The organism is Prauserella sediminis (genome assembly GCF_014195435.1).
GTDB lineage: Bacteria > Actinomycetota > Actinomycetes > Mycobacteriales > Pseudonocardiaceae > Prauserella > Prauserella salsuginis.
The window spans coordinates 2,708,927-2,733,751 of sequence record NZ_JACIBS010000001.1 but is presented as its reverse complement, the minus strand read 5'-3'; the positions used below and the strand labels follow the sequence as shown (position 1 = coordinate 2,733,751).

Here is a 24,825-nt window from a genome sequence, read left to right as displayed (position 1 = left end):
GGCTTCTACCGCAACGATTCGCGATCCGGTAACAGCAGCTCGAACAGCTCGCAGGCGCCCGCGAAGTCGTCGGCCGAGTCCGGCTCGACGAGCTCCGACTCGGGCTCGACCTCCGACTCGAGTTCGTCCTCCTCGTCCACCGACTCCTCCTCGTCGACGTCCTCGAACAGCAGCTCGTCGACGAGCTCGTCGACGACCTCCGCGTCGACGTCTGCCGCCTCCTGAGCACGCGCGGGCGCACCCCGCGAACCGACTCCCCGCAGGCCTCGCACCTGCAGGCGGTTGCACCCCAGAGCCCCCGGGCATGCGTCACCCGCGCCCGGGGGCTTGTTCATGTCCGGCGCCGGCCCGGCGGATTCCGCTGTGAAGTTGTCCACAAGGACCCGGTTATCCACAGGCCGGCAGCCGAGCTCTTCCGCGCCGCCTCGATGCCTCCCTAACGTCGATCGAACCGAGGCCGGCCTCGTCCGGCCCGATCCGACGAGGAGGCATCCGTGGCCGTTCCCTTCGCGCGCCGAACCGCGCAACTGACGACAGCGCTGCGTGCGCGGCCCGTGCCGGTGCTGCGGCGGGTTCTGGCAGTCGCGCTCCTCCTGCTGGCGGTACTGATCGCCGCCCGCCCCGCCACGGCGGGTGACGACGAGACCCAGACCCGGCCAACCCTCGTTTTCGCCCGCGACGTCCCGCTCGGCAGCACGCTGCGAGCCGGCGACGTCCGTGTCTCCGCCCTTCCGGTCGACCTTCGACCCTCCGGTGCGCTGCGAAAACCGGACGAAATCATCGGCCAGCACCTGGTGGGCGTCGCTCGGGAGGGTGAACCTGTCACGGATGCACGGCTGCTGGATCGCGCTCCCACACCGGCGGGCACCGTGACCGTTCCGGTCAGACTGGACGATCCGGACGTTGCTCCGCTGCTGCACTCCGGGTCTCATGTGGACATAGTGGTACCCGGAACCGGCACCGCGGACAGACCTGCGAAACAGGTCCTGGCCAGCGAGGTTCCCGTGTTGTCGGTGCTCATGCCAGGCTCCCCGGACCGTGCCGCACCGGGCTCATCGGACGAGGGACCTCTCGTGCTCGTGGCAGCCCGGCCGGAGCCCGCGACCCGACTTGCCGCCGTCGCCGCAGATCAGCCCGTCACGGTTACGCTCCGCTAGTCAAAGGACGTCCAATGTGGAAGGGAGCAGGACGTGCTGAAGGGCTTCAAGGAATTCCTGATGCGCGGCAACATCGTCGAACTCGCCGTCGCAGTCGTGATCGGCACGGCGTTCACCGCGATCGTCACTGCGTTCACGGAAAGTCTGATCCAGCCGCTGATCAACGCGATGGGCGGCAGCGAGGGCGCCCAGGGGCTCGGGATACGGATCCTCGAGGAGAACCCCAGCACATTCCTCGACTTCGGAACCGTGATCAACGCGGCGATCAACTTCGTCATCGTGGCCGCCGTCGTCTACTTCCTCGTCGTCGTTCCGTTCCAGAAGCTGCAGGAACGCCGCAAGCGCGGACAGGAGGCCGAGGAGGTGGCGCCGACCGACACGGAGCTGCTCGCCGAGATCCGCGATCTGCTCAGGGACCGGCAGGGCGACCCGCGCAGCTGACCGGCGACGGCCCTGCCGGTCGCGACGTCACCGGTCGTGATGCGGCGGGCGGTTCTGCAGGTACCAGTCCTCGGACGTGGCGGAACGCGCGGCGGGGTCCCGCTCGTCCGAGGTCGTCTCCGGCAGCACCTCACCGAACACCTCGGCGATTCGCCGCCGCGCAGCCGGCGCGCGACGGGGCGTCTCCGAGCGTTCCGCCGCTTCCGGATCCGCCGCTTCCGGGTCCGCTGCTTCCGCCGGCGTGTCCGGCGACGTCGGCGCATCCGACGACGCGGTGCCCTCGAATGCGGCCGACCCGGATGCAGCCGGCTCGGATGCGGCCGGCTCGGATGCGGCGGGCTCGAATGCGGCGGACTCGGGTGTCGACGGGCCGGTCACGGTCGTGGGCTCTCGCAGCTCAGTCGCCGGTGAGGCCGGACAGCTCGCCGATCACGTACGGCAGCAACGTCGACAGCGTCGCCATGCCGTCCCGCACCGCGGGCCGTGACCCGGCGAGGTTGACCACGAGCGTGCTGCCCGACAGGCCCACGAGCCCACGCGACACTCCCGCGTCGACGGCACCCGCCGCCAGCCCGGACGAACGCAACGCCTCGGCGATGCCCGGCACCGGACGGTCCAGCACTCCCGACGTCGCGTCGGGCGTCACGTCCCGGGGCGCCACGCCGGTCCCCCCGACCGTGAGCACCAGGTCGACGCCGCCGATCACCGCGGTGTTGAGCGCGTTGCGGATCTCGACGATGTCGGCGCGGACGACCACGGACCCGTCGACGATGAAGCCCGCTTCCTCGAGCAGTTCCGTGACGAGCGGGCCGATCGCATCGTCGGTCTCCCCTTGGGCGGTGCGGTCGTCGACCACGACCACCAGCGCGCGGCCGAGCCGCTGTGCACTCCGTTCCATGATCCCTACCGTAGTGGTCCGTCCGCCGGATGCGCGTGAGCCGCGCGCGGCGGTCGCAGGCCGCGGCGCATGGCGCCGCGGCCTGCGGCTGTTGGTCTCGGCCGCCCGTGGCGGCCGAGCGTCTGGGAGGTCAGTTCGCTCGCACCGGCTGACCGCCGAGGGTCACCTCGACCGTCCGCCCACCTTCGAGGGTGAGCGTGACCTTCTGGCCGGGTGCGCGGGTGCGAATCGCCGCCACGAGCGTGTCGGAGTCCTCGACGCGACGGTCGCCGATCTTGACCACGACGTCGCCACCCTTCAGCCCAGCCTTCTCCGCCGGGCTGTCCGACTCGACCTCGGCGATCGCGGCACCACCCTGCCTGCCGTCCCGCACCATCGCCCCGATGAACGTCTGCGTGGCGTGGCCGTCCTGCATGATGTCGTCCGCAGTACGCCGGGCCTGGTCGATCGGGATGGAGAACCCGATGCCGACGTTGCCGCTCTCCTGCGAGGTACCCGTGGACGGGCTGTAGATCGCCGAGTTGATCCCGATGATCCGGCCGTTCATGTCGACGAGTGGCCCGCCCGAGTTGCCCGGGTTGATGGCGGCGTCGGTCTGGATGGCGTCCATGACCGTCGTCTGGTCGCCCTGGCCTCCCGCCGACACCGGCCGGTGCAGCGAGCTGACGATGCCCGAGGTCACAGTGCCGGCGAGCTCATAGGGCGAACCGATCGCGACCACCTGCTGCCCCACGCGCAGGTCGTCGGAGCGGCCCAACTCGACGGCCGGCAGATTGCTCACGTCCTCGGCCTTGACGACGGCGATGTCCGTCGTCGGGTCGCGGCCCACCACGGTCGCCGACGTCGTCTGCCCGTCGTTGAAGACCACCTGGATCCGGCCGCCGTCAGCGGCACCGGCGATCACGTGGTTGTTGGTCAGCACGTAGCCGTCGTCGCTGATGATGAAGCCGGAGCCCTCGCCCGCGCCCTGCGAACTCACGGTTTTGAGCTGCACCACGCTGGGGCTGACCTTCTGCGCCACCGCCGAGACCGAACCCTTGGGTGCGTTGCCGGTCTGTTCGGCGGGCCGTTGCTGGTCGAGCGAACTGACCGACGATCCCGACGACCCGTCGGCCGCGAGGTAGCCGCCGAGCGTGCCGGCACCGCCGCCCACCAGCAGCGCGAGCACGGCCACCCCGATGACGAGCTTGGTCGTACCGCTCCGCCGGGGTTTCTCCGGACCCGCCGGTACCGGTGCCATCCCCGGAACGCCGTGCCCCTGCGCTCCGGTGGGGTCACCCGCGTTCGGCCCGCCGGGGTACGCCTGACCAGCCGGTGGGGCGTACGGGTTGCCGTACGCGCTCTGCTGCCCGGCCTGTTGTTCCTGCGCCGCCTGCGGGTACTGCGAACCACCGGCATACCCCGCCGCGGGGGCCGCCTGCTCGCCCTGCGCGTACCGGATGTCCTGCGCATGCGCCTGCCCGGACTGCTGCGGCTGCTGCGGGGGCCGAGCGGGATCGGCCTGCCCAGCCCCCTCCGCCGACCACGGACTGGGCGTCGCGCCCGCCGCACCGTGGGACTGCTCGGGCCCGCCCTGCGCGGGGAATCCGGACGAAGGAGTCGCCGTGTTGTCCGAGTCGGTGTTGTCCGAGAAGGTGGGGTCGTTCTCGCTCATGCCCCCCATCATGGGTCATGGTCCTGAGAGATCGCTGAAATCCGGCTGTGGGCCGCCCGTGGGTTCGCGGGACCGCGACTCAGCCCGCCGCCCCCGTGCCGTGGTCGACGTCGCCGACCGCGCGCAGGCGCCGGGCGATCTGTTCCGGGGTCGCGTCGTTGATCCACACCGCCATCCCGGACTCGGAACCGGCCAGGTACTTGAGCTTGTCGGCCGACCGCAGTACCGACAGCAGTTCGAGGTGCAGCCACGACAGGTTCCGGTCGGTACCCTGCGGCGCCTGGTACCAGCCGGCGACGTACGGCAACGGTTTGCCGTACAGCCCGTCGCACCGGCCGAGGACCTGCAGATAGACGCGGGCGAAGTCGTCCCGCTCCGCCTCTGTCAGCTCGGTCAGGTCGGCGACCTGCCGGTGCGGAACGACCTGCACCTGCACCGGCCACCGGGCGGCGGGCGGCACGAACGCGGTCCAGTGTTCCCCTTCGGCGACGACCCGCTCGCCCGAGGCGCGTTCGGCCGCGAGCACGTCACCGAGGACGTGCCGGCCGTACCGGTCCCGGTAGGCCTCGGCCGTCGCCAGCATGCGCTCCGTACGCGGGGTGACGAACGGGTAGCCGTAGATCTGCCCGTGCGGGTGCGACAGCGTCACCCCGATCTCCTCGCCGCGGTTCTCGAACGGGAAGACCTGCCGCACGCCGTCGAGCTCGGACAGTGCCGCCGTGCGGTCGGCCCACACGTCCACGACCGTTCGCACGCGCTCGGGGGCCAACCGGCCGAACGAGCCGGTGTGGTCGCTCGTGAAGCACACGACCTCGCACCGGCCTCTGCCTGGAGCGGAGGGAACGATGCCCGCCCCGTCCACGGTGCCCTCTCCCGGGTCGTCGACCCCCTGGGAGAACGACGGGAACCGGTTCTCGAACACGACGACGTCGTAGTCGCTCTCCGGAACCTCACTCGGTGTTCCCGGCGAGCTGGGGCACAGCGGACACAGGTCCGCCGGCGGCTTGTAGGTGCGGGTCTGCCGGTGCGCGGCCATCGCCACCCACTCATCCGTCAACGGGTCGCGGCGGATCTCCGAGGCCGCGGTCACCTCGGGGAGGTCGCGCGAGTCCACGGCCGTGCGCTCCGGAACGTCCGGCGTGTCGTCGAAGTAGACGATCTCCCGGCCGTCGGCGAGGCGGCGCGACGTCTTCCGCAGGACACTCATTCGCCTGCCTCCGGATTCGACGGGGCGTCGGCGATGATCAGTTCGCCGACATGTTCGGACAGGGTCGCCCGCGCATCGTCGGGCAGGTCGGCGTCGCTGACGACGACGCTCGCGTCGGCCAGGTCGGCGATGGTGGAGATGCCGACCGTGCCCCACTTCGTGTGGTCGGCGAGGACGACGAGCTTGCGCGCGGACTCCATCAGCGCACGGTCGGTCTCTCCCTCGGTGAGGTTCGGGGTGGTGAAGCCAGGACCGTCGGCCATGCCGTGCACGCCCAGGAACACCATGTCCAGGTGCAGGTTGCGGATGCTCTGCACCGCGACCGGACCGACCAGTGCGTCGGAGGGGGTCCGGACGCCCCCGGTGAGGATCACGGTGCGGCCGGGTTGCGGCGATTCGTGGAGCACGTCGGCGATCCGCACCGAGTTGGTCACCACGGTCAGGTCGGCGATGCCGGCGAGCGCGCGGGCGAACGTCCAGGTGGTCGTACCCGCGGACAGACCGATCGCACTGCCGGGGTGGACGAGTTCGGCAGCGCGCGCGGCGATGGCCTCCTTGTGGTCCTGCTGCTGCACGGACTTGGCCTCGAAACCGGGCTCGTCGGTGCTGCGGTCGCCGATGGTCGTGGCCCCGCCGTACACCTTCTCCACGAGTCCCCGGCCCGCGAGTACGTCGAGGTCGCGGCGCACGGTCATGTCGGAGACACCGAGCCGTTGGACGAGGTCGCTCACGCGGACCGCGCCGCTGCGCCGTGCCTCTTCGAGGATGATCGCTTGTCGCTGCCGCGCCAGCACACCGTCTCCCGCCGTCCGGCGCCGGCCACCACCGACGCCCACAAACCGAACCTAACTGAACAAAATCCTACATCATTCAACAGCCAGCTGGATTGTGATCGTCGAAGGCCGACGTGACGAGGCGTGCGGCCGCAGTGGGCGCCCGTGCGGCTACTCGTCCCGGTCGGTGGCGACACCCGGAAGGCGGATCGTCATGACCGTGCCGCCACCTTCGCGCGCCAGGGCGAACGCCCCACCACCGTGACGCTGCGCGGCCTGCAGGACGATCGCAAGCCCCAACCCCGAACCGGGCAGGGTGCGGGCCTCGGCCGAACGGTAAAAGCGGTCGAACACGCGCGGCAGGTCCGCTGGGGAGATCCCGGGGCCGCGGTCGGCCACCTCGACGACGGCTGTGCCGTCACCGAGCGGCCGCAGTCCCACGTGCACGGTCTCCCCTGCCGGGGAGAACTTGACCGCGTTGTCGAGCAGGTTCAGCACGGCACGCTCCAGCACGCCGGGGTCACCGGTCAGTTCCCACGGCTGCAGCCGGACTTCGAACTCCGTGTCGCCCGCGCGCCTGCGCGCCCGGTCGAGCGCCCGCTCCACGACCTCAGCCAGGTCGACCCGCTCGATCATCTCCTGCGGTCCGCTGTCGCGCGCCAGCTCCACCAGGTCACCGATGAGCTGCGTCAACTCGTCGAGTTGCCCGCGAATGTCGGCTTCGATCTCGCTGCGCATCGTCTCGTCGAGCGGGGGCGCGCCGCTGCGGTCCGCCGAGAGCAGCAGTTCGAGGTTGGTGCGCAGCGACGTCAACGGCGTGCGCAGTTCGTGACCAGCGTCGGCCACGAGCCTGCTCTGCTGTGCCTGCGACTCGGCGACGGCGCCCAGCATCGTGTTGAAGCTCTGCGTCATGCGCGAGAGCTCGTCGTCCCCGGTGACGGGGATCGGCCGCAGGTCCATCGTGTCGGCGACCCGCTCGGTCGCGGAGGTCAACCGCTCCACCGGCCGCAACGCGGTCCGTGCGACGGCCGTGGCCGCGCCCGCCGCGACCACGACACCGATCCCGCCGAACAGCATGAGCACGAGTGCGAGGTCGCCGAGGGTTCGTTCCGTCTGTGCCAGCGACTGGCCCAGCACGAGCGCCTGGCCGTGACCGGAGGGCACGGCGACGACCCGGATCTCGCTCGCCTTGTCGGTGCGCAGCGACCACTCCGCACCCCCGCGGGCGACGGCCAGTTCGGGTTCGCCGGTCGGCGGTTTCGCCGCGCCACGCGGCACGACGAGCGTGTCGTCGGCTTCGAGCAGGCCGATCTGGATGTCACCGCTGGCGAACAGGGCTGTGGGCAGATTCTGGAACTGCGAAGCCACGGGCACGCTCTGGGCGGCCGCGTGCGCCCGCTGGGTCAGCGAACTGTCGAACTGGTCGTAGACGTTGTCCCGCACAGTCAGGTACGTCACCAGCGACACGAGCGCCACGGTGCCGCCGACGCACAGCGTGGCCAACAGCATGACGCGGGTGCGCAGCGAGATGCGCTTCGGCGTCCGGTCCGGTTCCGCACCGTCACCTGCGGCGCCGCCGGCCACCCCGATGGCGGGCTGGGCGGATCCGGTCACGGCGGGGTCTCCCTGAGCACGTATCCGACGCCGCGGACGGTGTGGATCAGCCGCGGTTCGCCGTCGGCCTCGGTCTTGCGGCGCAGGTAGCCCACGTACACCTCGAGCGCGTTACCCGACGTGGGGAAGTCGAAGCCCCAGACCTCCTCGAGGATGCGCGTGCGGGTCAGCACGTGCTTCGGGTAGGTCATGAACAGTTCGAGGAGCGTGAACTCGGTGCGGGTGAGGCTGATGTCCCGCTCTCCCCGTCGCACCTCGCGGGTGTCCGGGTCGAGGGTCAGGTCGGCGAACACCAGCGCAGCGGCGCCCTGCGGGTCGGCCTCGGCTGCGGCGCGCCGCAGCAGTGCCCGCAGCCTGGCGAGCAGCTCCTCCAGCGCGAACGGTTTCGGCAGGTAGTCGTCGGCGCCCGCGTCGAGCCCGGACACCCGGTCCGACACGGCGTCCCGCGCGGTGAGCACGAGAATGGGCAGGTCATCCCCGGTGCCGCGCAGACGGCGGGCGACCTCGAGCCCGTCCAGCTTGGGCATCATGACGTCGAGCACCATCGCGTCGGGCCGGTCGCTCGACACCTTCTCCAGCGCCTGAGCACCGTCGCCTGCCACGTCGACCTGGTAGCCGTTGAACTCGAGGGAACGCCGTAGCGACTCCCGCACGGCCCGGTCGTCGTCGACAACGAGTATGCGCATGAGATCCAGTGTGTCGCGCGTGCCTGAGACGCGGCTGAACACCCGCTCCCGCCCGGGTGTCGGCCCGATCACGTACCGGACCGGCACCCGGGTGGACCGGTCCTAGTCCACCAGGCCGCCGCGGTAGGCGAGCAGGGCCGCCTGCACGCGGTTGGCCGCGCCGATCTTCGACAGCACCGCGGACACGTATCCCTTGACGGTGGCTTCGGACAGGTGCAGTTTGCCGCCGATCTCGGCGTTGGACATGCCCTGGCCGATGAGGGACACGACCTCGCGTTCGCGTTCGGACAGCGACGCCAGCAGCCGCCGCGCCGGTGCCGCCGCGCGGGCCTCGTCCCGCTGGGCGTCCACCATCCGCGCCGCCACGCTGGGGTCGAGTACGGCACCGCCGCGCGCGAGGTCACGTACCGCACGCACCAGCACGCCGGGTTCGATGTCCTTCAGCAGGAAGCCGTTGGCGCCGAATCGCAGCGCCAGGCTCACGTACTCGTCGACGTCGAACGTCGTCAGCATCGCCATCCGGGGAGCCTCGGGCAGGCCCTGCATCGCGCGCAGCGCACGGATGCCGTCGTCGGGCTGGCGCATCTTGATGTCCAGCAGGGCGACCTGAGGTCGCAGCCGTCTGGCCGTCTCCACGGCCGATCTGCCGTCGGCCGCTTCGCCGACGACCTCGATGTCTGGTGCGGCGGAAAGCATCGCGCGCAGGCCTTGACGCACGAGCTCCTCGTCATCGGCCAACATGACTGTGATCAACGGTTGCCTCCCGGAGGGGGGACGGGATGGACAAGGTCTTCGCCGTCGGTGACAGGGGTGCTACCTGTCGGTAGTGGGCCCAGAGTAAGTGATCGTTTGCTTCCGTATGGTCCACTTACCAACATTCACCCGGGTACGGGTAGGCTGTGCCCGGGCCGCACGGCCTTGCCCTCGTAGCTCAGGGGATAGAGCACCGCTCTCCTAAAGCGGGTGTCGCAGGTTCGAATCCTGCCGGGGGCGCCCACCTGGACCAGCAGACACGAAGAATCGGCCCCTACCGACTGAAACGCGGTAGGGGCCGATTTGGTCCCCGTTGGCTTCTCTCAACTCGTCACGTCTGGACCACCCCGTTGGGCTGCATGTCGATGCCACCGCTCGGGACGCCCTCACACAGCGCCCTGATGGCGTCCTCCGCCTCGGACCGGGTGTCGAACGCCCCGCTGCCCGCGAGCACGCCGTGACCGTTGCGCAACCGGAACCGGTACTGCCCGGCGGAGTCCTGATACAGCTCGAACCAGCTGACCGACGCCTCGTCGCCCGCGACGCGCCCGGGCGACACTCCCGCAGCCCCGGCGCGTGGCTCGGATCGAGAACCCCGGGCCTTGGCGAAGAGCCTGCGCAGCACCGGTGCCCGGTCCGCCGTCCTCCGTTGCAGGGTCGCCGCGCCGAACGCGAGGGTGACGACGGTGTAGCCCGCGAGGAAGAGGATGTCCTGCGTGATCACGCCCGCGTCCGAACCGGAGTCGGCGACGTAGTCGATCGCCTCGACCGCGCCCGGCAGCGGAAGGACACCGGCCAGGGCGTCGAGCACCGGCGCCATCGTGTCCCTCGGCGCGAACAGCCCGCAGATGAGCACCTGCGGCAGCACGAAGATCGGCAGCAGCTGCACCACCTGATACTCGGTGCGGGTCACGGCGCTGCCCAGCAGTCCGAACGCGATACCGAGCACGGCGTTGAGCATGGCGACGACGAACAGCACCACCACCGAGCCGTTGATCGTCAACCCGAGCCAGGCCGCCGAGATCGTGACGACGAGCAGCACCTGCGCAGCTGCCACGAGAACGAATGCGGCGACGTAGCCCAGCAGCAGGTCTATCCGCGCGACCGAGTACGTCATGAGCCGCTCGAGGGTCCCGGTGAGCCGCTCTCGCAGGGTGACTATCGAGGTCACGAGGAACATGACCGAGAAGGGGAAGATCGCGATCAACGGCGGTGCGGACGTGTTGAACCGTTCCTCGGAGTTCAGCACGAACCGCACCAACACCACGAGCGCGGACGGGATCGCGACCGCCATGGCGATCGTGTGCGGGTCGTGCCGGAGCTGCCGCAGAATCCGCTTGCTGGTCGCCTTCACGAGAGGCAGGTGGGCGGTGTCGCTCACGATGATCCCTCCGTCAAGCTCAGGAAGGCCTCTTCGACGTTGTCCGTGCCCGTGCGCGCACGCAGGTTGGCCGGCGTGTCCTGCGCGAGCACGCGACCGTGCTGGACCAGCAACAGCTGGCCGCACCGGCTGGCCTCGTCCAACATGTGACTGGACACGAGCACGGTCGCCCCGTCCGCGGCCATCCGGTCGAACAGACTCCAGAGTTCCCGTCTCAGCCGTGGATCGGAGCCGACGGTCGGTTCGTCGAGCACGAGCAGGTCCGGACTGCCGAGCAACGCGACGGCGAGGTTGGCACGGGCCTTCTGACCGCCGGAGAGCCGGTCGACCCGGATGCGACTGTGCTCGTCGAGACCGACCGTCGCGATCACCTCGTCCACCCGGCCGTCGTCGCAGCCCAGCACCGCCGCGAAGTACTCGAGCAGCTCGGTGACGGTGAGGTCGGGGTAGATGGCCGGTTCCTGCGTCGCGTACCCGACCCGGGAGCGCAGTTGCCTGCTGCCCGCGCGGTGCCCGAGCACCGTGATGGTGCCCGCATTCACCTGCTGCACGCCCACGATCGTGCGCAACAGCGTGGTCTTGCCCGCACCGCTGGGGCCGAGCAGCCCGGTGACCGTGCCTTGCCGGACCTCGAAACTCACACCGTCGAGGACTGCCCCGTCCGGCCGGTTGACCCGCAGGGAACGGGCGATGATCGCCGGATCGCCCGCGGGCGCGCGGCGGCGATCAGGTTCGAGCAGGGATTGGATCATCGGTGGCGACCTCTTCCGTGGACGTTTCCTCGTGCTGGGCCGACGGCGCGGCGAGCAGCTCGTCGAGGTGACCGGCGAGCCGGGCCGGACTCGGGTTCGCCCAGACAGCACCGGGCGACAGGGTCACGTCGAGGCTCGTGTTGAGCCTGCGGGTCAGCGCGACAGCCAGCAGGGAGTCCACGCCGACGTCGGTGAAGGCGTCGTGTGCGGGCAACGAGGCGGGATCGGTACCGAGCAACGTCGCCAGCTCGCGGATGACCAGATCCTCGATGAGTCGGGTCCGTGCCGGGCCGGGCCGTTCCGCGCGCAGCGCCTCGGCCATGTCCGAACCGCCGTCGCCGCCGGTGGCACCGCCGAGCTCCGCCAGCAGTGGCGCCCTGCCGGCGTCGGGGAAGGCACGGAACAGCAGTTCCGGCTGGTAATCGAACATTCCGGTGTTGACCCGCCGCTGTTCGAGCAGGGACGTCAGTGCCTCGAAGCCCTCCTCGGTCCCGATCGTGTCGAAGCCCTGCTCGGCGAATCCGGTGGCGCGGCCGGCCTCGCCCCACGCGCCCCAGTTCACCGACAGTGCGGGCAGACCGGCGCGGGCTCGCCACTGGGCGAAGGCGTCGACCCAGGAACCGGCGACGGCGTAGTTGGCCTGTCCCGGATTGCCGAGCATGGCGGCCATGGAGGAGAAGACGACGAACCAGTCCAGCTCGGCGTCCGAGGTGGCCTCGTGCAGGTTCCGCATCCCGGTCACCTTCGGGTGCCAGACCGCGGCGATCCGGTCCTCGGTGAGCCCCGTCAGCGGAGTGTCGTCGAGCACGACGGCGGTGTGCAGCACGCCGCACAGCCGCTCGCCCGCAGCTGCTACCAGTCTCTTCGCGGTTTCCGGCTCGGTGATGTCGCCCTGGACGAACTCGACCTCGCAGCCTGCGGACCTCAGCTCGGCCAGCACCGCTTCGACCTCCGGAGACGGTTCGCTCCGGCCGCCGAGCACGACCCGCCCGGCCCCGGCACCCGCGAGCCAGCGGGCCGCCTCCGGCCCGAGTCCTCTGCTGCCGCCGGTGATGACGTACGCACCGCCGGTGCGGACCACGGGCTCCTGCGCCGGCCGCGCCTCGACGACCTCGCCGTTCCGCGGATACTCGAGGACGATCCGTCCGATGTGGTCGCCGGAGGCCAACGCCTTGAACGCGGTGGCCGCGTCCGTGACCGGGTACGACGTGAACGGAAGCAACGGCAATCCGCCGTCGGCGATCTCCGACATGACCCGCCGGAGTGCGGCACCGACCAGTTCCGGGGCGACGACCGTCGTCAGGTCGATGTCGACCGCCGCATAGGTGTTCTCCGCCCGGAACGCCGACAGTTCGACGCGGCGCCCGTCGTAGAGGTCGCGTTTGCCGATCTCGATGAACCGGCCCCGCGGAGCCAGCAGGCCGAGCGAGGCCCGCATCGCATCCCCCGTGAGAGAGTTCAGCACGAGGTCCACACCGCGACCCGCGGTCACCTCGCGCACCTCGTCGGCGAAACCGAGGTTCCGCGAGTCGAAGACGTGCTCGATGCCCAAGTCCCGCAGGTACTGCCGCTTCTCGTGGGTGCCCGCCGTCGCGATGATGTGCGCCCCGAGCCACCGCGCGACCGCGACCGCCGCGAGCCCGACGCCACCGGCGGCGGAATGCACGAGCACCGTCTCACCCGCGGTCAGCCGCCCGAGGTAGTTCAGGCAGTGCCAGGCGGTGATGTAGGTCAGCGGCGTCGCGGCCAGCGCGGTCGGGTCGAATCCCTCCGGCAGCACCGCGGTCAGCTCGCCGCTCGCGACGATGTGCGTACGCATCGTGCCCGCGTATCCGGCGACGATCGTGACGACCTCGTCACCGGGGCGCACGTGCTCGACCCCCGGACCGGTGGCGACGACCACACCGGTGGCGTCACCGCCGAGTTCGGGCAGCCGTCCGTCCTCGGTCGGGTAGATCCCGAAGCCGACCATGACGTCGCGGAAATGGATGGTCGTCGCGTGCACGCGCACCAGCACCTCGCCGGGGCCGGGTGCCGCAGGGGGCTCGGTCTCCGTGAGCACCAGCTGGTCAAGGGACCCGCCGCCCGGGTGCGCGCGCAGTGCGTACTCGTCGCGCCCCGCTGTCAGCTCCACTGTCTCGCGGGCGGGCTGTGGCCACTGGTCGGCCAACGGTGCGCGCACCATCCTTGCGACGTATCGGCGTCCGTCGCGCCACGCGATCTCGGTCTCCGGACTGCCGCCACGCAGTTCCGCCGCGGCGGCGGCCGGATCGTCCACATCGGCCCAGCTCACGGCCGCGCCCGGCTGTTCGAACGAACCGACCCGGACCAGACCACGCAGCGCGCAGACCCCGGGCAGCACCGGATCGGTGTCCGCCACCGCCCGGGCGGACCGGCTCACGATCCAGAACCGTGGCGCGCCCGGCGCACCGTCGGTTCCGCACAGGGCCGTCGCGACCCGGTTCGCGCGGTCGAGGTCGTCGAGTGTTCCGGTGGCACACCAGACGATCGCGTCCACGGGCTCCTCGCTGTCCGGCGCACTCGCCGCGTGTTCGGCGTCGCACACCAGCACCCGGTCGCCCGCGGTGTCCAGCTCGGCGGCGAGCTGCTCGGCGAAGCCGTCGTCGCCGGCCTCCCGCACCAGCACGTACGTCGCAGCTCGGGCCGGCTGCTCCGGCTCGGGCCCTGGCCGCCACGCGAGTTCGAACAACCGGTTGTTGAGCCGCTGCGCGGGTGTCGGGCCGGCCGCCTTCACCAGGCCGATGCCCTCGAGCGCCCCGAGCCACCGGCCGTCCTCGTCGTAGAGATCGGCCCGACCGGTCGCGGACTCCGCCGACGTCAGCCGGACCGAAGGCCGTACCCAGGTGATGTCGTTCGGGTCGCCCGCGAAGTCGACGACATCGATCCGCTCGGGCATCCACGGCCGCTGCTCACCCTCGGGCGGGTTCTTCGCATCGGGCAGGCACGCGGCCACCGCGAGCACGCAGCCGTCGAACAGCACCGGATGCACCGCGGGCGACGCGCTGCGCACAGCGGCCTCGGAGGGCACCCGCAACCGAGTCACACCGTCGGCGTCGACCGCGGTGATCGAGTGGAAGGCGGGCCCGGTGTCCAAACCCAGCCGGGCGAATCGCTCGTACAGCTCCTCGGTCCCGGACTCCTCGACCCGCGGAAGCGGATCGAGGTGCGGGCGCTCCGGCGCATCGGCGGGCCGGTGGCCGGCGACCGCATGGGCGAGGCGTTCCCATTCGCCGTCGGCCCACCGCCGGATCTCGATACGCAACACGCTGCCGCTGTCGAACGCGCTGACCTGCACGGGCACCTGTTCGGTCAGGGGCAGCAGGCGCTCGAAGCGGACCTCGCTCAACCCGACTCGATCCACGGGGCACCGCAAGCGTTCCGCCGCCACGCTCAGCAGCAGCTCGACATAGGCCGCTCCCGGCACGACCGGAGCCCCGCGCAGCGTGTGCTGGCTCAGCCACGGGCTGCGATCCGTGCCGAGGTCGGCCGGCCACACGACACGGGTGCGATCCGCCGCATCGACGTCCGGCACCGAGACCGCTTCGTCGAGCCACATGTGCCCGACGCCGCGGCGCCCGCCGTCACCGTAGTCCTCCCAGTACCGCGAACGGTCGAACGCCGTCGGCGGCAGCTCGGTGAATACGCCCGGCCCGTTCACCGCGCCGAGGTCGACCGGCGCTCCGGCGACGTGCAGGCGTGCGGCCGACCGGGCCAACGACAGCAGGCCGTCCTGTTCACGCACCAGCGACGGCACGGCGAGCACCGGCGCGCGCACGGCGGCGGCCGTCTCCTCGACGGCCGAGATGAGCAGCGGGTGCGGCGAGAGTTCGAGGAAGACGTGGTGCCCGGCGTCGATCGCGGCGGCGCACGCGCGATCGAACCGCACGGGCCTGCGCAGGTTCCGTGTCCAGTAGGCGGCGTCGAAGATCACCGGTTGGTCCGGCGAATCCGTCGCGGAGTAGAACGGCACCCGCGACGTGTTTCCGGGCAGCCAGCCGACGGCCTCCCGGACGTCGTCGAGGATCGGATCGACCTGGGGCGAGTGCGCCGCCACCGGCACCGAGATCCGGGTGCAATGCAGGCCGCGTGCGTCCCAGTCCCGCAGGAGCCCTTCCAGTCGCTGCACATCGCCCGCCACGACCGTCGTCGACGGGGCCGTGACGAGGGCGACGTCCACATCGACCACATCCGCGAGCTCGCGTTCCACGTCCTCCGCGGGCAGTGCGACGCTGGCCATCGCTCCCCCCGAGACCCGGTGCAGCAGGGCGGAGCGGCTCACCGTGATGCGCATTCCGTCCTCGGGGGACAGGATGCCCGCCGCGACCGCGGCCGCCGCCTCACCCATCGAATGCCCGATCACGCCCGCAGGCCGGACTCCCCGTTCCTCCCACATCCGCGTCAATGCGCACTGCACGCCGTAGACCAGCGGCTGGACGACGTCGGCGCGCTCCGGCAGTTCGCCGTCCTCCAATCGCTCGCGCAGCGAGAAACCCGCCTCCTCCACGACGATCGGATCCAGGCGATCGATCGTCGCGCTGAAGGTCTCGTCGCGGGCGAGCAGGTCACGCGCCATGCCGGCCCACTGCGAACCGTGCCCGGAGAACACGAAGACCGGCGCTCCCGGCTCGCCCGTCGAACCGCTCACCACCGCCGGATGCTCCTCACCCGCGGCGATCGCCCGGAGGCCGCCGACGAGCTCCGCCCTGTCGCCCGTGACCACGCACGACCGGGTCGACAGGTGACTGCGCCGCGTCGACAGCGTGTGTGCGACGTCGCGCAGTGCGCCGGAGCCGGAAGCGGAGTCCCGTTCCAGGCGGTCGGCGATCCGTGCGCACGTCGCCGCCAGCCCGCCCTGCGAACGTGCGGACACCGGCACGACCGTCGCCGACCGCTCGGCCTCCCTGTCGCGACCCGTGCCGGTCAGAGCGACGCCGTTGGTGGCGAACGCGTCCGAGCCCGACTCCTCCAGCACGATGTGCGCGTTCGACCCGGTGACACCGAACGCCGACACACCCGCCACCCGCGGTCCCCGCGAGTGCCACGCCCGGCGTTCCACGGGCACATCGAACCGTGTCGCGTCCGCCTCGATCTCCGGATTCCAGTTCCGGAAGTGCAGGTTGGGCGCGATCTCTCCGGAACGGAGCGCCATCGCGGTCTTGATCAGCCCCAGCGCCCCTGCCGCGCTCTCCGCGTGCCCGATGTTGGTCTTGAGCGAACCGAGCGCACACGGCTGCTCGCCCTCGCCGTAGACCTCGGCGAGCGCCTGGAACTCGATGGGATCACCGACCGGCGTGCCCGTGCCGTGCGTCTCGATGTAGCCCACGTCCCGCGGGTCGATCCCGGCCGTGCGCATGGCCGAACGGAGCACGGCGCCCTGCGCCTCGCGGGACGGTTGCGCGATGCCACGGGACCGGCCGACGTGGTTGACCGCCGTTCCCTTGACGACGGCGAACACCCGGTCCCCGTCCCGCCGCGCGTCGGAAAGTCGTTTGAGCGCCAGCATGCCCGATCCCTCGCCGCGGACGAAACCGTCCGCGCTCGCGTCGAAGGCGGCGCAGCGTCCCGCTTCCGACAGCACGCCCGCGCGGGCGAAACCGACCGTGGTGCCCCATTCCAGCTGGACGGTCGCACCGCCCGCCAGCGCGAGGTCGGACTCCCCGTCGTGCAGTGAACGGCAGGCCAGATGTACCGCCATCAGCGAGGACGCGCACGCGCCGTCGACCGCGATCGACGGCCCGTGGACGTCCAGGATGTACGAGATCCGCCCCGGTGCGCCCGAGGAGACGGCCGAAATCCCTTGGTACACGTCGAAATCGGCCATCGCGAATCGTCTGGAGTAGTCGGTGCTGGAGATGCCCACGAAGAGTCCGGTGCGCGAACCCGGCAGTGACCGCGGTGGCACACCAGCGTTCTCGAGTGCCTCCCAGGCCGTCTCCATCAACAGGCGATGGTGCGGATCGACACTCGATGCCTCGAGCGCAGGAACACCGAAGAATCCGGGATCGAACCTGTCGACTCCGTCCACATAGGAGCCGTGTTGCAACATGCGAGCCTCGCCGAGGTCGGCGGGCAGGACACGGTCCCCTGGCCCGTAACGATCGCCCGGATCGGACTCGGAAACCAGATCGCGCCGGTCCAACGCGGCCGACCACAGCGCATCGGGGTCCGCCAGGCCGCCCGGTGCACGGCAAGCCATGCCCACGATCGCAACGGGTTCCTGGGCCGCGGCCGTACGGTCTCGGGTCATTCCACGTACCTTTCGAGTTCGACGACGTCGCAGGTCGTGCGACGTTCGGTCAGCAAGCTCGGTCGAAGAGTGCGCGTTCGATATGCGGTCAGCTCAGTGCTTTCACGACGTCGACGACGGGGCGGACCAGCGGTCCGCCGACCAAGTCCGGAATCGCGGCTCTGCCGGTGAGGTAGTCGTCGATCTTGCGCCATACCCCCGGTACTCGGGTGACGGCGGTGTGGACGAGCCCCGGCCTGCGCGCGAAGATCGCGGACAGTTTCTCGCTCGCCGTCATTTCCTCGCCCAGGCTCGCGGTGACAGCCCGTTCGTAGCGATCCGTGGCCCCGCGTAGCTCCGAGGGACCTTCGGCGGCGGCGACCCGTGCCGCCGCCTCTCCGCACAGCGCACCGGAACGCAGCGCGAACGAGATTCCCTCACGCAACCAGGGATCCAGCAGTCCCGCGGCATCGCCCGCGACGAGGACGCGCTCCCGCGCGAGCGGGGAATCGGGCTCGCGGCACCGGGTCAGGTGTCCGGTGTCGTGGATCGGTTCGATCCCGTCGAAGTCGTGACGCTGCAGAAAAGTGCGGAGATACTCGCGTGTCCGCCCCGACTCAGCACGGCTTCCGACGACGCCCACGCTGCAGGAGTCACCCTTCGGGAAGACCCAGCCGAACGAGCCCGCGAACGGCCCCCACTCCATCAACGCCCTACCCCGCCACGCTTCCGCCGTCCGCGCGTCGACGGGCAGTTCGAGCTCGAGCGCGAGATCTACCTGGCGGTACCGCACGCCGACGAACTTCGCGACGCGGCTGGCACTGCCGTCCGCTCCGACGACCGCGCGTGCCCGGATCCGGTCGCCACCGCTTAGCCGAAGCAGGACTTCGTGATCGCACTCCTCGATCGCCTGTACCGCGGTCCGATCCCGCACGGAGGCACCCGCCTTCGCGGCAGCGGAGGTCAGCGCCGCATCGAAATCGCTGCGGAACACCATCTTCGCCTTGGGTCCGCGCGATTCCTTGGTCCGCTCGTTTCGGCCGTCCATTCCGAACGTGACGCGATCCACCTCGTCTTTGACGTCGAGAGTCAAGCCCGGGGGCAACATGTCCTGCGAACAGCCGACGAGACCACCGCCACACGTCTTGTAGCGCGGCACCTCGGCTCGCTCGAGGAGCAGTACATCCCGGCCGGACTCGGCAGCGACGCGGGCCGCCGACGCTCCGGCCGGCCCCGCCCCGACCACCACGACGTCCCACACCTGCGCCGACGGAGGATCGACCACGTTCCGATTCCCTTCAGAAAGCGGCGGCGACCGGACCCGCACAGGAGTGGCCGCCACCGAAAGCGAGAGATTGAAGAAAGATTGCGCCGAGAAACGCGTCAGACAATGAACGGAAGCAGAACGTCCGGATTTCTTCCAACCCGAATAATCAACAGTGAATCCAATCAGTCCAATAAGGACGACGTGGACAGTTCATTGATCAACCTTGTGAAATCACCGTGACACGCACGCTCTGAAAGCGTCAATTGGGCTCACCGGTTCAGATCAATTGCCGAACCACCGTGTCGCCGAGAGGTCTAACCCGCGCGGGGGACACCCCTCCGGTCGCCGCCGGACTGGGGCCTGACAGCCGTTGGGCCGGCCTACCTGGAGAAACGCGCCGAGAAGCCTGCGTACGACGCCGATGGCGGCATCCGAGGGGCTACCGAGGGCGACCTCCGAGGACGAACATGCGCGTCACCATAAACCGGGAAGCGGCTCACACGGCGGTCACGTGCCGCGGCGATCCCGGACCGAGGCCCGGAGACACCGGTCTCGGCACACTCGATCCATCCGTCTTCCCTCGGCGCCCTAGCGCAGCATGACACCGAACGTGATGTCGAAGAAGGACCGTAGCGACTGCGCGTTCTTGGTTGCGCGAGCCCGCGTCAAAGCTCCTTCCCAGGAGTTCACGATGAAGTTCGCCAGATCCGAGGTATTGGTATCGGCCGAGAGCGCCCCGACCTCTTGAGCTTCGGCCAGGACCGCGGCGATCAGGTTTGTCCATGCGTCGAACGCGGCGGTCAGCGTCGCGCGGACCGGTTCGCTGTGATCGGCGATCTCGTTGGCGAAGTTGCCCATGATGCAGCCGCGGGTGAACTCGGAGTCGACAAGTCGCTGGGCGAGGACGTCGAAATGCTCGCGGAGCCGGTCAAGCGGTGCGCCGGCCGAGTCGTCCAGCAGGACTTGGACGGGACTCTCACTGAGATACAGGTGAATCGTCGCAACCGCCAGCGCTTCCTTGCCGTCGAAGTGGTTGTAGAACGATCCCTTGGGAACGCCGGCCGCAGAAGTGATGTCCTGCACACTCGTGCCGTGAAATCCCTGTGTGTGAAACACGTCGAGCCCCGCGGCGATCAGCTTCTCGCGAACGTTGGTGCGGGCCATGGGTTCCCTTCGATGAGTGCTAGAACGGTCAGGTTGTGCTCAGTGCTCGGCGGGACCACGCGTTCGTACCACGTAGCCATCACGCGACGTCGACCTCGTTCCGCGGACGATGCGATGCAGAGTGTACGGCGCCAACCGGGAGAAGTAGTGCGCCATGGTTATGAGGGGGTGCCGGCCCGGTGCGGGGTCTTTTCCGTCGGCCATACGCCAGAGCTGAGTCGTGTGCCAAAGCAGATCACTGGCCCCGTCGAGGCGGCGGATGCCGAGTGTGCGGTGTCTGACCGTGCTCGCAGTGCTGGTTCCGTCGAGCATTCGCGCTGGCAGGTCAGGTTCGAGCGCGAGCGGCCGGGCGAGGCCGGCTACATCGATCTCGTCGGAGCCGATCGCGTCCGCGATGCCGGTCGTCGTCCGAAATCCTCCGGTTAGGAGAAGTGGCAGCGACACCTGCTGACGGATTCGCTGAGCGAAGTCGAGGAAGTATGCCTCTCGTTCTTCAGAGCTGGCTTTCACCGGCTCCGCGGGAAGACCCATGAAAGCGGTCGATTCGTAGGTGCCACCCGAAATCTCGAGCAGATCGATCCCCTCATCGGCCAACGCACTGACGACCGCGGCCGACTCGAACTGGTCGAAACCGCCGCGCTGGAAGTCCGCGGAGTTCAACTTCACCGCCAGCGGTACTACCTCGCCGATCTCGGCTCGGACCGCCCGGACGATCTCGATCAGAAACCGTCGCCGCCGATCGCGGTCGCCACCCCAGGCATCGGTGCGGCGGTTGGTGGCGGGTGAAAGGAACTGGCTGATGAGGTAACCATGGGCGGCGTGGATCTCGATTCCGGTGAAACCCGCCCTCACGAGAATCCCCGCCGTAGTGGCAAACTTCGTGACAAGCGTCTCGACCTCCCCATGCGTCAGTTCACGGGGACTCCGAAACAACCCGGCAGTATTCGCGACGGGGACCTCGGACGGTGCCACTGGGCGAGCATTGAGAGTGACCGGGATCTGCCGACCCGGATGGTTGAGCTGCGCCCATACATGTGCGCCGTGTTCCTTCCCCGCGGAAGCCCATCGGCGCAGCAAGCCCATATCCCGTTCGTCGTCGACGACCACATTGCCGACCTCACCGATGGCGGTGCGCTCGACCATGATGTTGCCGGTGATCAGCAAGCCGGCGCCGGAACGGGCCCAACGACGATAAAGTCTGACGTGCCCTTCCGTCGGCGCAAGCTCGAGATCGCCGAGACATTCCGACATAGCCGCTTTGGCCAAGCGATTTCCCAGTCTTGCCCCGTTGGGCAACGTCAGCGTTCTGGCCAAAAGGGGTGTCGTTCCGGTCATCTCACACCTCCGGTGGGGTCGGGAGTGGCGAAGTATCGGGAAGTCACGCGCCAACACCGCGACAAGCGCTTCGTGAATAGGTCGCCGAGGCGAACCGGGCAGGCTTCTACAGCGCCGGTGGCGGAGCGAAGATCCGGAGGATCCGGTGTCTCGCGGCGGCCCTCGGTACGTAATCGTCCTCGGCCCACGTGGCGGGCTAGTGCGGATTTCATCGAGGTGTCGGGCTTCCGCTCGAGTCGCTCAACGGCGACGGTCGCTGTATTCGAGGTATCCCTGGCCCGCGATGTCGCGACCCTGGAACTCCCCTTCGTAGCGGTATCCGGCGATGTTTCCCATGCCGGCATAGAGCCACTGGGTGTCCACCGTGCCTTCGAGGCGCGCCAGCGTCATACTTCCGTCGCGGACGATCCACCGGAATCGGGACGGCACGGCCATGGCTTCACCGTCATGCCCGACCAGAGCCTCAGGCTGACTCTCCAACACTTCGAAGCGTGCCGAAGTTCCGAGGCGCCGGACGCCCTGCCCGGCAGTCCGCAGATACCCCGAGATCAACGCCGGCTGCTGCCGGAACGCCCCGAGGCCAACCAGGAGCAGTTGCGTGTCGGCGTCGAGGTTGAGCACGTGGTAGGTGAAGTAGTCGATCGGAAGCTTCAGGCGCTTCGGCAGCGGCCGTTTCGCGATCATGTACGGCGCGAAGCCCGCTCCGTACTCGTAGGTGCACAGGCCGGACACCTCCGTACGGGTGCCCTCATGGGTGATGCTGCCTCGATACCGGGTCAGCAAGGAAATGTGGCTGTACAGCGGGCTCTTCGTGAACCAGGTGATCTCGCCGGTCGCGGTGAGCTCTAGATCAGCACCGAAACCGGGCCGACCACTCACCACACGGTAAGACGGGTACAGACCGCTGATCCTGAAACAGTCGCCGAAACACAACAGACTGCCGTCCGCGGCGAACTCACAGTCGTCCTCCCCGTGAGCACTGAACGGATCGTCCGTGGTGGCCGCGGTCCCGTGACACACGGTCGCGGTCTGCCGTGCGGTGCCCTGTAGCACACTGTCGTCGTCCCATGCCCGGAAGCCGCTATAGCCGATGAGTGTCATGTTCGCCAGGAAGCGATGAGGTTCGGGCAGATCGGGAATCATAACGCCGTAATGCGCCATCGCCGGTCGGCCGAGCCGTGTCGCAGCCGGAGGAGGGAAGACCGCCGGACTCGGAACCGGTGAGGCCGCATAGGACGTGGCACCAAAAGACCGCATGATCGCGCGGCTGGCCATCCCTGCCACACCGCCCGAACTTGCCGAGTCGTAGACCACTCCCGCAGGCACCGAGGCGGTCCCACCATTCTTCATCACTCGCAACTCCAACCAAGATGACCGGTCATCTTATTGACGTTATCAGCCGTATATGGCTCACGCCACTGGCCACGCTCTTCCACATGCCCACGCGGCGGCATCGAGACTTGGTGACCGTGCCATCGACCTCCGCTCGGAGCGCGCCGAGGCCTGGCAATGCCTTACATCACGTGCGAACGGAGCGTGCGCACGGTACGAAGGAACCGTGAGCATGATCGATCTGGGCAGGCCCACCCACGGCGACGTCGTGGACCTCATCGTCGACGATCACCGGCGATTCGAGCTCCTCCTGCGGCAGCTGCGGATGGGCGACGGCGACCGGGACGAACTGCGGCACGCCTTCGCCGCGGTCCACGTCGCCCACAGCGTCGCCGAGGAGGAGGTCGTCTACCCCGTGCTGCGGCGCAAAGCCGACGACGTGGGGAAACACGAGGTCGAGCACGGGGAGGAGGAACACGCCGAGGGCAACGAGGCCCTCCTTCGGGTACTGGATCTGAAGGGCACCGACACGCCCACGTTCGTCGAAGCGGTCGAGAAGCTGAGCAACCTGGTCGCGCACCACCTCGCCGAGGAGGAGCTCAGCATCCTGGCGGCCGCGCGCACCGAGGTCGCCGAACGGACCCGGCTCGACCTCGGCGAGAAGTGGGCTGCCCGCCGCACCGAACTGCTGGACCAGGACTGCGGCGACGTGGAGTACGTGCGCCGCATCGTCGAGCAGGCCCGCCGCGAAGGCCACCTCGACGACTGACACCGGCGCGCCGACACCTGACGCCGGCGCGGCCCCCACCCGACGCCGGCATCCGGCATCCGGCATCCGGCATCCGGCGACACCGATACGGGAGCCGCCGAGGCGGGGCACCGACACGACCGCGCGCGAACACCCGTCGACGCCACGGCTCGCCGGCATCACGAACAAGAACGCGCCCGCGGCAGGCATGCCCCGCAGGCGCGTCCCCGAAGTGCTCACGGCACCGGATCACTCACCGGCCGGGTAGAACCGGACGTCCGTGCCCTGCTGGTCCAGACCGACGTGGTCGTTCACGATCGCCGGTGCCGCTCCCGTGTCGTCGACGACGACCTCGCCGGTGCGCGCACCCAGGGCAAGGGCCGAATCACCGCGCTCGACGTAGACCGCGCCGCGCCACAGGCCCCTCACCTTGCCCTGGAAGTCGGCGTCGGACCACAGGACCTCGCCGCTGTCGAGATCGAGCACGACCACCGCGCCGTCCTCCTCGGCGCAGACGACGACGGAGGCATGATCGTCGGTGTCGCAGATCGTGTCCTCGGAGAACAGGTCTTCGTTGAGGCTCTTCTCCGATCCGTCCTCGACCGAGATCAGCCGGGTCCTGTCGTCGTCATCGGTCACGAGGATCCACGACCCGGCATCCCCGATCCGCTGCGGGTCGATCTCGCTCTTCCAGGCATGATCCCCCGTCTCGACGTCGATACCCGCCACCGTGTCCGAGCCGAACCCCGCGGCGACACCGGAGTCGACGCCGACGACACTGGCCTCGTCGTCCTCCCAGAGCACCTCCCGCTCGGCAAGCGACAGTCCGAACGTCACCTGCGTCGCCGAGTCATGGGCCACGCTCATCACAGCCACGCCCCGTTCGACGCCCAGGACGCGGACGGACGCGTCCTTCTGCGGTACGACGGGCGCCGCGGCAGGTTCCGGGATCGTGACCCGCCACCGCACCTCCGCAGTCGCGGCGTCGAGGGCAACGATCTCGACGTCGAGCTGCGTGGCCCCCGACGGCTCGACGGCGAAGCCCACCAGCACGGTCGACTCGCCGTCCACGTCGGCCAGCGCCGGAGTCGGCCGGTAGTACTCGGTCGGATCCACCGAGTCGAACAGCGGCTCCCCCTCCGGCTCCACCCGTGCCGTCTCCTCGCCGCTGGTGGCGTCGTAGACCACCAGCGCGCCCGGCCTGTTCAGGTACACCTGCTCGTCGTGCAGCGCCGCGGCAGGCCAGTCGCCTTCCGGAGCCACGTCCGCCACCGTGGTTTTCGGCCCGGTGTCGAAGGTGACCGGCTCGACCGCAGCGCCGCCGCTCCCCCCTTCGCCCGCACATCCGGCGACGACGAGGAGCGCCGCCCCCAGCACCCCGGCCGCACCGCGCCGGCCCCAGCTACCGATTCCCAT

General features: G+C 69.6%; 20 protein-coding genes and 1 tRNA gene. 4 read left to right on the top strand and 17 right to left on the bottom strand.

What is annotated here, in order from left to right; translation table 11 throughout:
- Nucleotides 1-5: 5 nt before the first annotated feature.
- Entirely contained in the window at nt 6-335 is a 330-nt protein-coding gene (locus tag FB384_RS27490) for a hypothetical protein (protein WP_407676096.1), read from the bottom strand.
- A gap of 159 nt (nt 336-494) precedes the next feature.
- Here FB384_RS27490 and FB384_RS12460 point away from each other — a divergent pair, with 159 nt between their 5' ends.
- Complete coding sequence (locus FB384_RS12460) at nt 495-1,157, top strand: SAF domain-containing protein (protein ID WP_183782861.1); 663 nt, start codon at nt 495-497, stop codon at nt 1,155-1,157.
- A gap of 33 nt (nt 1,158-1,190) precedes the next feature.
- Entirely contained in the window at nt 1,191-1,598 is a 408-nt protein-coding gene (gene mscL, locus FB384_RS12455; RefSeq protein ID WP_183782859.1) for a large-conductance mechanosensitive channel protein MscL, read from the top strand.
- A gap of 27 nt (nt 1,599-1,625) precedes the next feature.
- Here mscL and FB384_RS12450 read toward each other — a convergent pair whose 3' ends face one another.
- The 8 genes from FB384_RS12450 to FB384_RS12415 all read right to left on the bottom strand — a co-directional run bounded on the left by FB384_RS12450 (nt 1,626) and on the right by FB384_RS12415 (nt 9,183).
- Complete coding sequence (locus tag FB384_RS12450) at nt 1,626-1,976, bottom strand: hypothetical protein (protein WP_183785757.1); 351 nt, start codon at nt 1,974-1,976, stop codon at nt 1,626-1,628.
- A gap of 19 nt (nt 1,977-1,995) precedes the next feature.
- Nucleotides 1,996-2,496, bottom strand: a complete 501-nt coding sequence (locus FB384_RS12445) for a MogA/MoaB family molybdenum cofactor biosynthesis protein (RefSeq protein ID WP_183782858.1) — start codon at nt 2,494-2,496, stop codon at nt 1,996-1,998.
- Between the two features lie 130 nt (nt 2,497-2,626).
- Nucleotides 2,627-4,150 carry a S1C family serine protease gene (locus FB384_RS12440; protein WP_183782857.1) on the bottom strand — a complete coding sequence of 508 codons (1,524 nt, stop codon included), beginning with the start codon at nt 4,148-4,150 and terminating at the stop codon, nt 2,627-2,629.
- 79 nt (nt 4,151-4,229) lie between these two features.
- Nucleotides 4,230-5,357 carry a galactose-1-phosphate uridylyltransferase gene (gene galT, locus FB384_RS12435; protein WP_372497774.1) on the bottom strand — a complete coding sequence of 376 codons (1,128 nt, stop codon included), beginning with the start codon at nt 5,355-5,357 and terminating at the stop codon, nt 4,230-4,232.
- Nucleotides 5,354-6,151, bottom strand: a complete 798-nt coding sequence (locus FB384_RS12430; RefSeq protein ID WP_183785416.1) for a DeoR/GlpR family DNA-binding transcription regulator — start codon at nt 6,149-6,151, stop codon at nt 5,354-5,356. The genes galT and FB384_RS12430 overlap by 4 nt, the downstream gene beginning before the upstream one ends.
- A gap of 150 nt (nt 6,152-6,301) precedes the next feature.
- Nucleotides 6,302-7,639, bottom strand: a complete 1,338-nt coding sequence (locus FB384_RS12425; protein ID WP_183785414.1) for a HAMP domain-containing sensor histidine kinase — start codon at nt 7,637-7,639, stop codon at nt 6,302-6,304.
- A 101-nt stretch (nt 7,640-7,740) separates the two neighbouring features.
- A complete protein-coding gene (locus FB384_RS12420; protein ID WP_183782856.1) occupies nt 7,741-8,430 on the bottom strand; it encodes a response regulator transcription factor in 690 nt (229 codons plus the stop codon).
- Nucleotides 8,431-8,532: 102 nt separating this feature from the next.
- Entirely contained in the window at nt 8,533-9,183 is a 651-nt protein-coding gene (locus tag FB384_RS12415; protein ID WP_183782855.1) for a response regulator, read from the bottom strand.
- 167 nt (nt 9,184-9,350) lie between these two features.
- Here FB384_RS12415 and FB384_RS12410 point away from each other — a divergent pair.
- A tRNA-Arg gene (locus FB384_RS12410) sits at nt 9,351-9,423 on the top strand.
- A gap of 91 nt (nt 9,424-9,514) precedes the next feature.
- Here FB384_RS12410 and FB384_RS12405 read toward each other — a convergent pair.
- The 7 genes from FB384_RS12405 to FB384_RS12375 form a co-directional block, all read right to left on the bottom strand.
- A complete protein-coding gene (locus FB384_RS12405; protein ID WP_323985212.1) occupies nt 9,515-10,564 on the bottom strand; it encodes an ABC transporter permease in 1,050 nt (349 codons plus the stop codon).
- Nucleotides 10,561-11,316, bottom strand: a complete 756-nt coding sequence (locus tag FB384_RS12400; protein WP_183782854.1) for an ABC transporter ATP-binding protein — start codon at nt 11,314-11,316, stop codon at nt 10,561-10,563. Before FB384_RS12400 ends, FB384_RS12405 begins: the two co-directional genes overlap by 4 nt.
- The gene (locus FB384_RS12395; RefSeq protein WP_183782853.1) at nt 11,291-17,584 is read right to left on the bottom strand and encodes a type I polyketide synthase; all 6,294 of its coding nucleotides are present in this window, start codon (nt 17,582-17,584) and stop codon (nt 11,291-11,293) included. The genes FB384_RS12400 and FB384_RS12395 overlap by 26 nt, the downstream gene beginning before the upstream one ends.
- Before the next feature lie 88 nt (nt 17,585-17,672).
- Nucleotides 17,673-18,848 carry a geranylgeranyl reductase family protein gene (locus tag FB384_RS12390; RefSeq protein ID WP_323985210.1) on the bottom strand — a complete coding sequence of 392 codons (1,176 nt, stop codon included), beginning with the start codon at nt 18,846-18,848 and terminating at the stop codon, nt 17,673-17,675.
- A gap of 570 nt (nt 18,849-19,418) precedes the next feature.
- Nucleotides 19,419-19,994 (bottom strand): TetR/AcrR family transcriptional regulator, encoded by a 576-nt coding sequence (locus FB384_RS12385; protein ID WP_183782852.1) that lies wholly within the window; start codon nt 19,992-19,994, stop codon nt 19,419-19,421.
- Between the two features lie 39 nt (nt 19,995-20,033).
- Nucleotides 20,034-21,329: an NADH:flavin oxidoreductase/NADH oxidase family protein gene (locus tag FB384_RS12380; protein ID WP_183782851.1), complete on the bottom strand. Its 1,296-nt coding sequence runs from the start codon at nt 21,327-21,329 to the stop codon at nt 20,034-20,036.
- Nucleotides 21,330-21,569: 240 nt separating this feature from the next.
- The gene (locus tag FB384_RS12375; RefSeq protein WP_221212708.1) at nt 21,570-22,430 is read right to left on the bottom strand and encodes a DUF6670 family protein; all 861 of its coding nucleotides are present in this window, start codon (nt 22,428-22,430) and stop codon (nt 21,570-21,572) included.
- A gap of 463 nt (nt 22,431-22,893) precedes the next feature.
- On the opposite strand from FB384_RS12375, the gene FB384_RS12370 reads away from it, so the two are divergent.
- On the top strand, nt 22,894-23,430 hold the full coding sequence (locus tag FB384_RS12370) for a hemerythrin domain-containing protein (protein WP_183785408.1): 537 nt from the start codon (nt 22,894-22,896) through the stop codon (nt 23,428-23,430).
- Nucleotides 23,431-23,658: 228 nt separating this feature from the next.
- On the opposite strand, the gene FB384_RS12365 is transcribed toward FB384_RS12370, so the two are convergent.
- The gene (locus FB384_RS12365) at nt 23,659-24,825 is read right to left on the bottom strand and encodes an outer membrane protein assembly factor BamB family protein (protein WP_183782847.1); all 1,167 of its coding nucleotides are present in this window, start codon (nt 24,823-24,825) and stop codon (nt 23,659-23,661) included.

What these genes read in the sequence shown, in the direction of transcription:
- FB384_RS27490 (WP_407676096.1), bottom strand. Translation starts at nt 335, where the DNA reads ATGAACAAGCCCCCGGGCGCGGGTGACGCATGCCCGGGGGCTCTGGGG.
- FB384_RS12445 (WP_183782858.1), bottom strand. Translation starts at nt 2,496, where the DNA reads ATGGAACGGAGTGCACAGCGGCTCGGCCGCGCGCTGGTGGTCGTGGTC.
- FB384_RS12440 (WP_183782857.1), bottom strand. Translation starts at nt 4,150, where the DNA reads ATGAGCGAGAACGACCCCACCTTCTCGGACAACACCGACTCGGACAAC.
- galT (WP_372497774.1), bottom strand. Translation starts at nt 5,357, where the DNA reads ATGAGTGTCCTGCGGAAGACGTCGCGCCGCCTCGCCGACGGCCGGGAG.
- FB384_RS12425 (WP_183785414.1), bottom strand. Translation starts at nt 7,639, where the DNA reads ATGCTGTTGGCCACGCTGTGCGTCGGCGGCACCGTGGCGCTCGTGTCG.
- FB384_RS12420 (WP_183782856.1), bottom strand. Translation starts at nt 8,430, where the DNA reads ATGCGCATACTCGTTGTCGACGACGACCGGGCCGTGCGGGAGTCGCTA.
- FB384_RS12400 (WP_183782854.1), bottom strand. Translation starts at nt 11,316, where the DNA reads ATGATCCAATCCCTGCTCGAACCTGATCGCCGCCGCGCGCCCGCGGGC.
- FB384_RS12395 (WP_183782853.1), bottom strand. Translation starts at nt 17,584, where the DNA reads ATGACCCGAGACCGTACGGCCGCGGCCCAGGAACCCGTTGCGATCGTG.
- FB384_RS12385 (WP_183782852.1), bottom strand. Translation starts at nt 19,994, where the DNA reads ATGGCCCGCACCAACGTTCGCGAGAAGCTGATCGCCGCGGGGCTCGAC.
- FB384_RS12380 (WP_183782851.1), bottom strand. Translation starts at nt 21,329, where the DNA reads ATGACCGGAACGACACCCCTTTTGGCCAGAACGCTGACGTTGCCCAAC.
- FB384_RS12375 (WP_221212708.1), bottom strand. Translation starts at nt 22,430, where the DNA reads ATGACACTCATCGGCTATAGCGGCTTCCGGGCATGGGACGACGACAGT.
- FB384_RS12370 (WP_183785408.1), top strand. Translation starts at nt 22,894, where the DNA reads ATGATCGATCTGGGCAGGCCCACCCACGGCGACGTCGTGGACCTCATC.
- FB384_RS12365 (WP_183782847.1), bottom strand. Translation starts at nt 24,825, where the DNA reads ATGGGAATCGGTAGCTGGGGCCGGCGCGGTGCGGCCGGGGTGCTGGGG.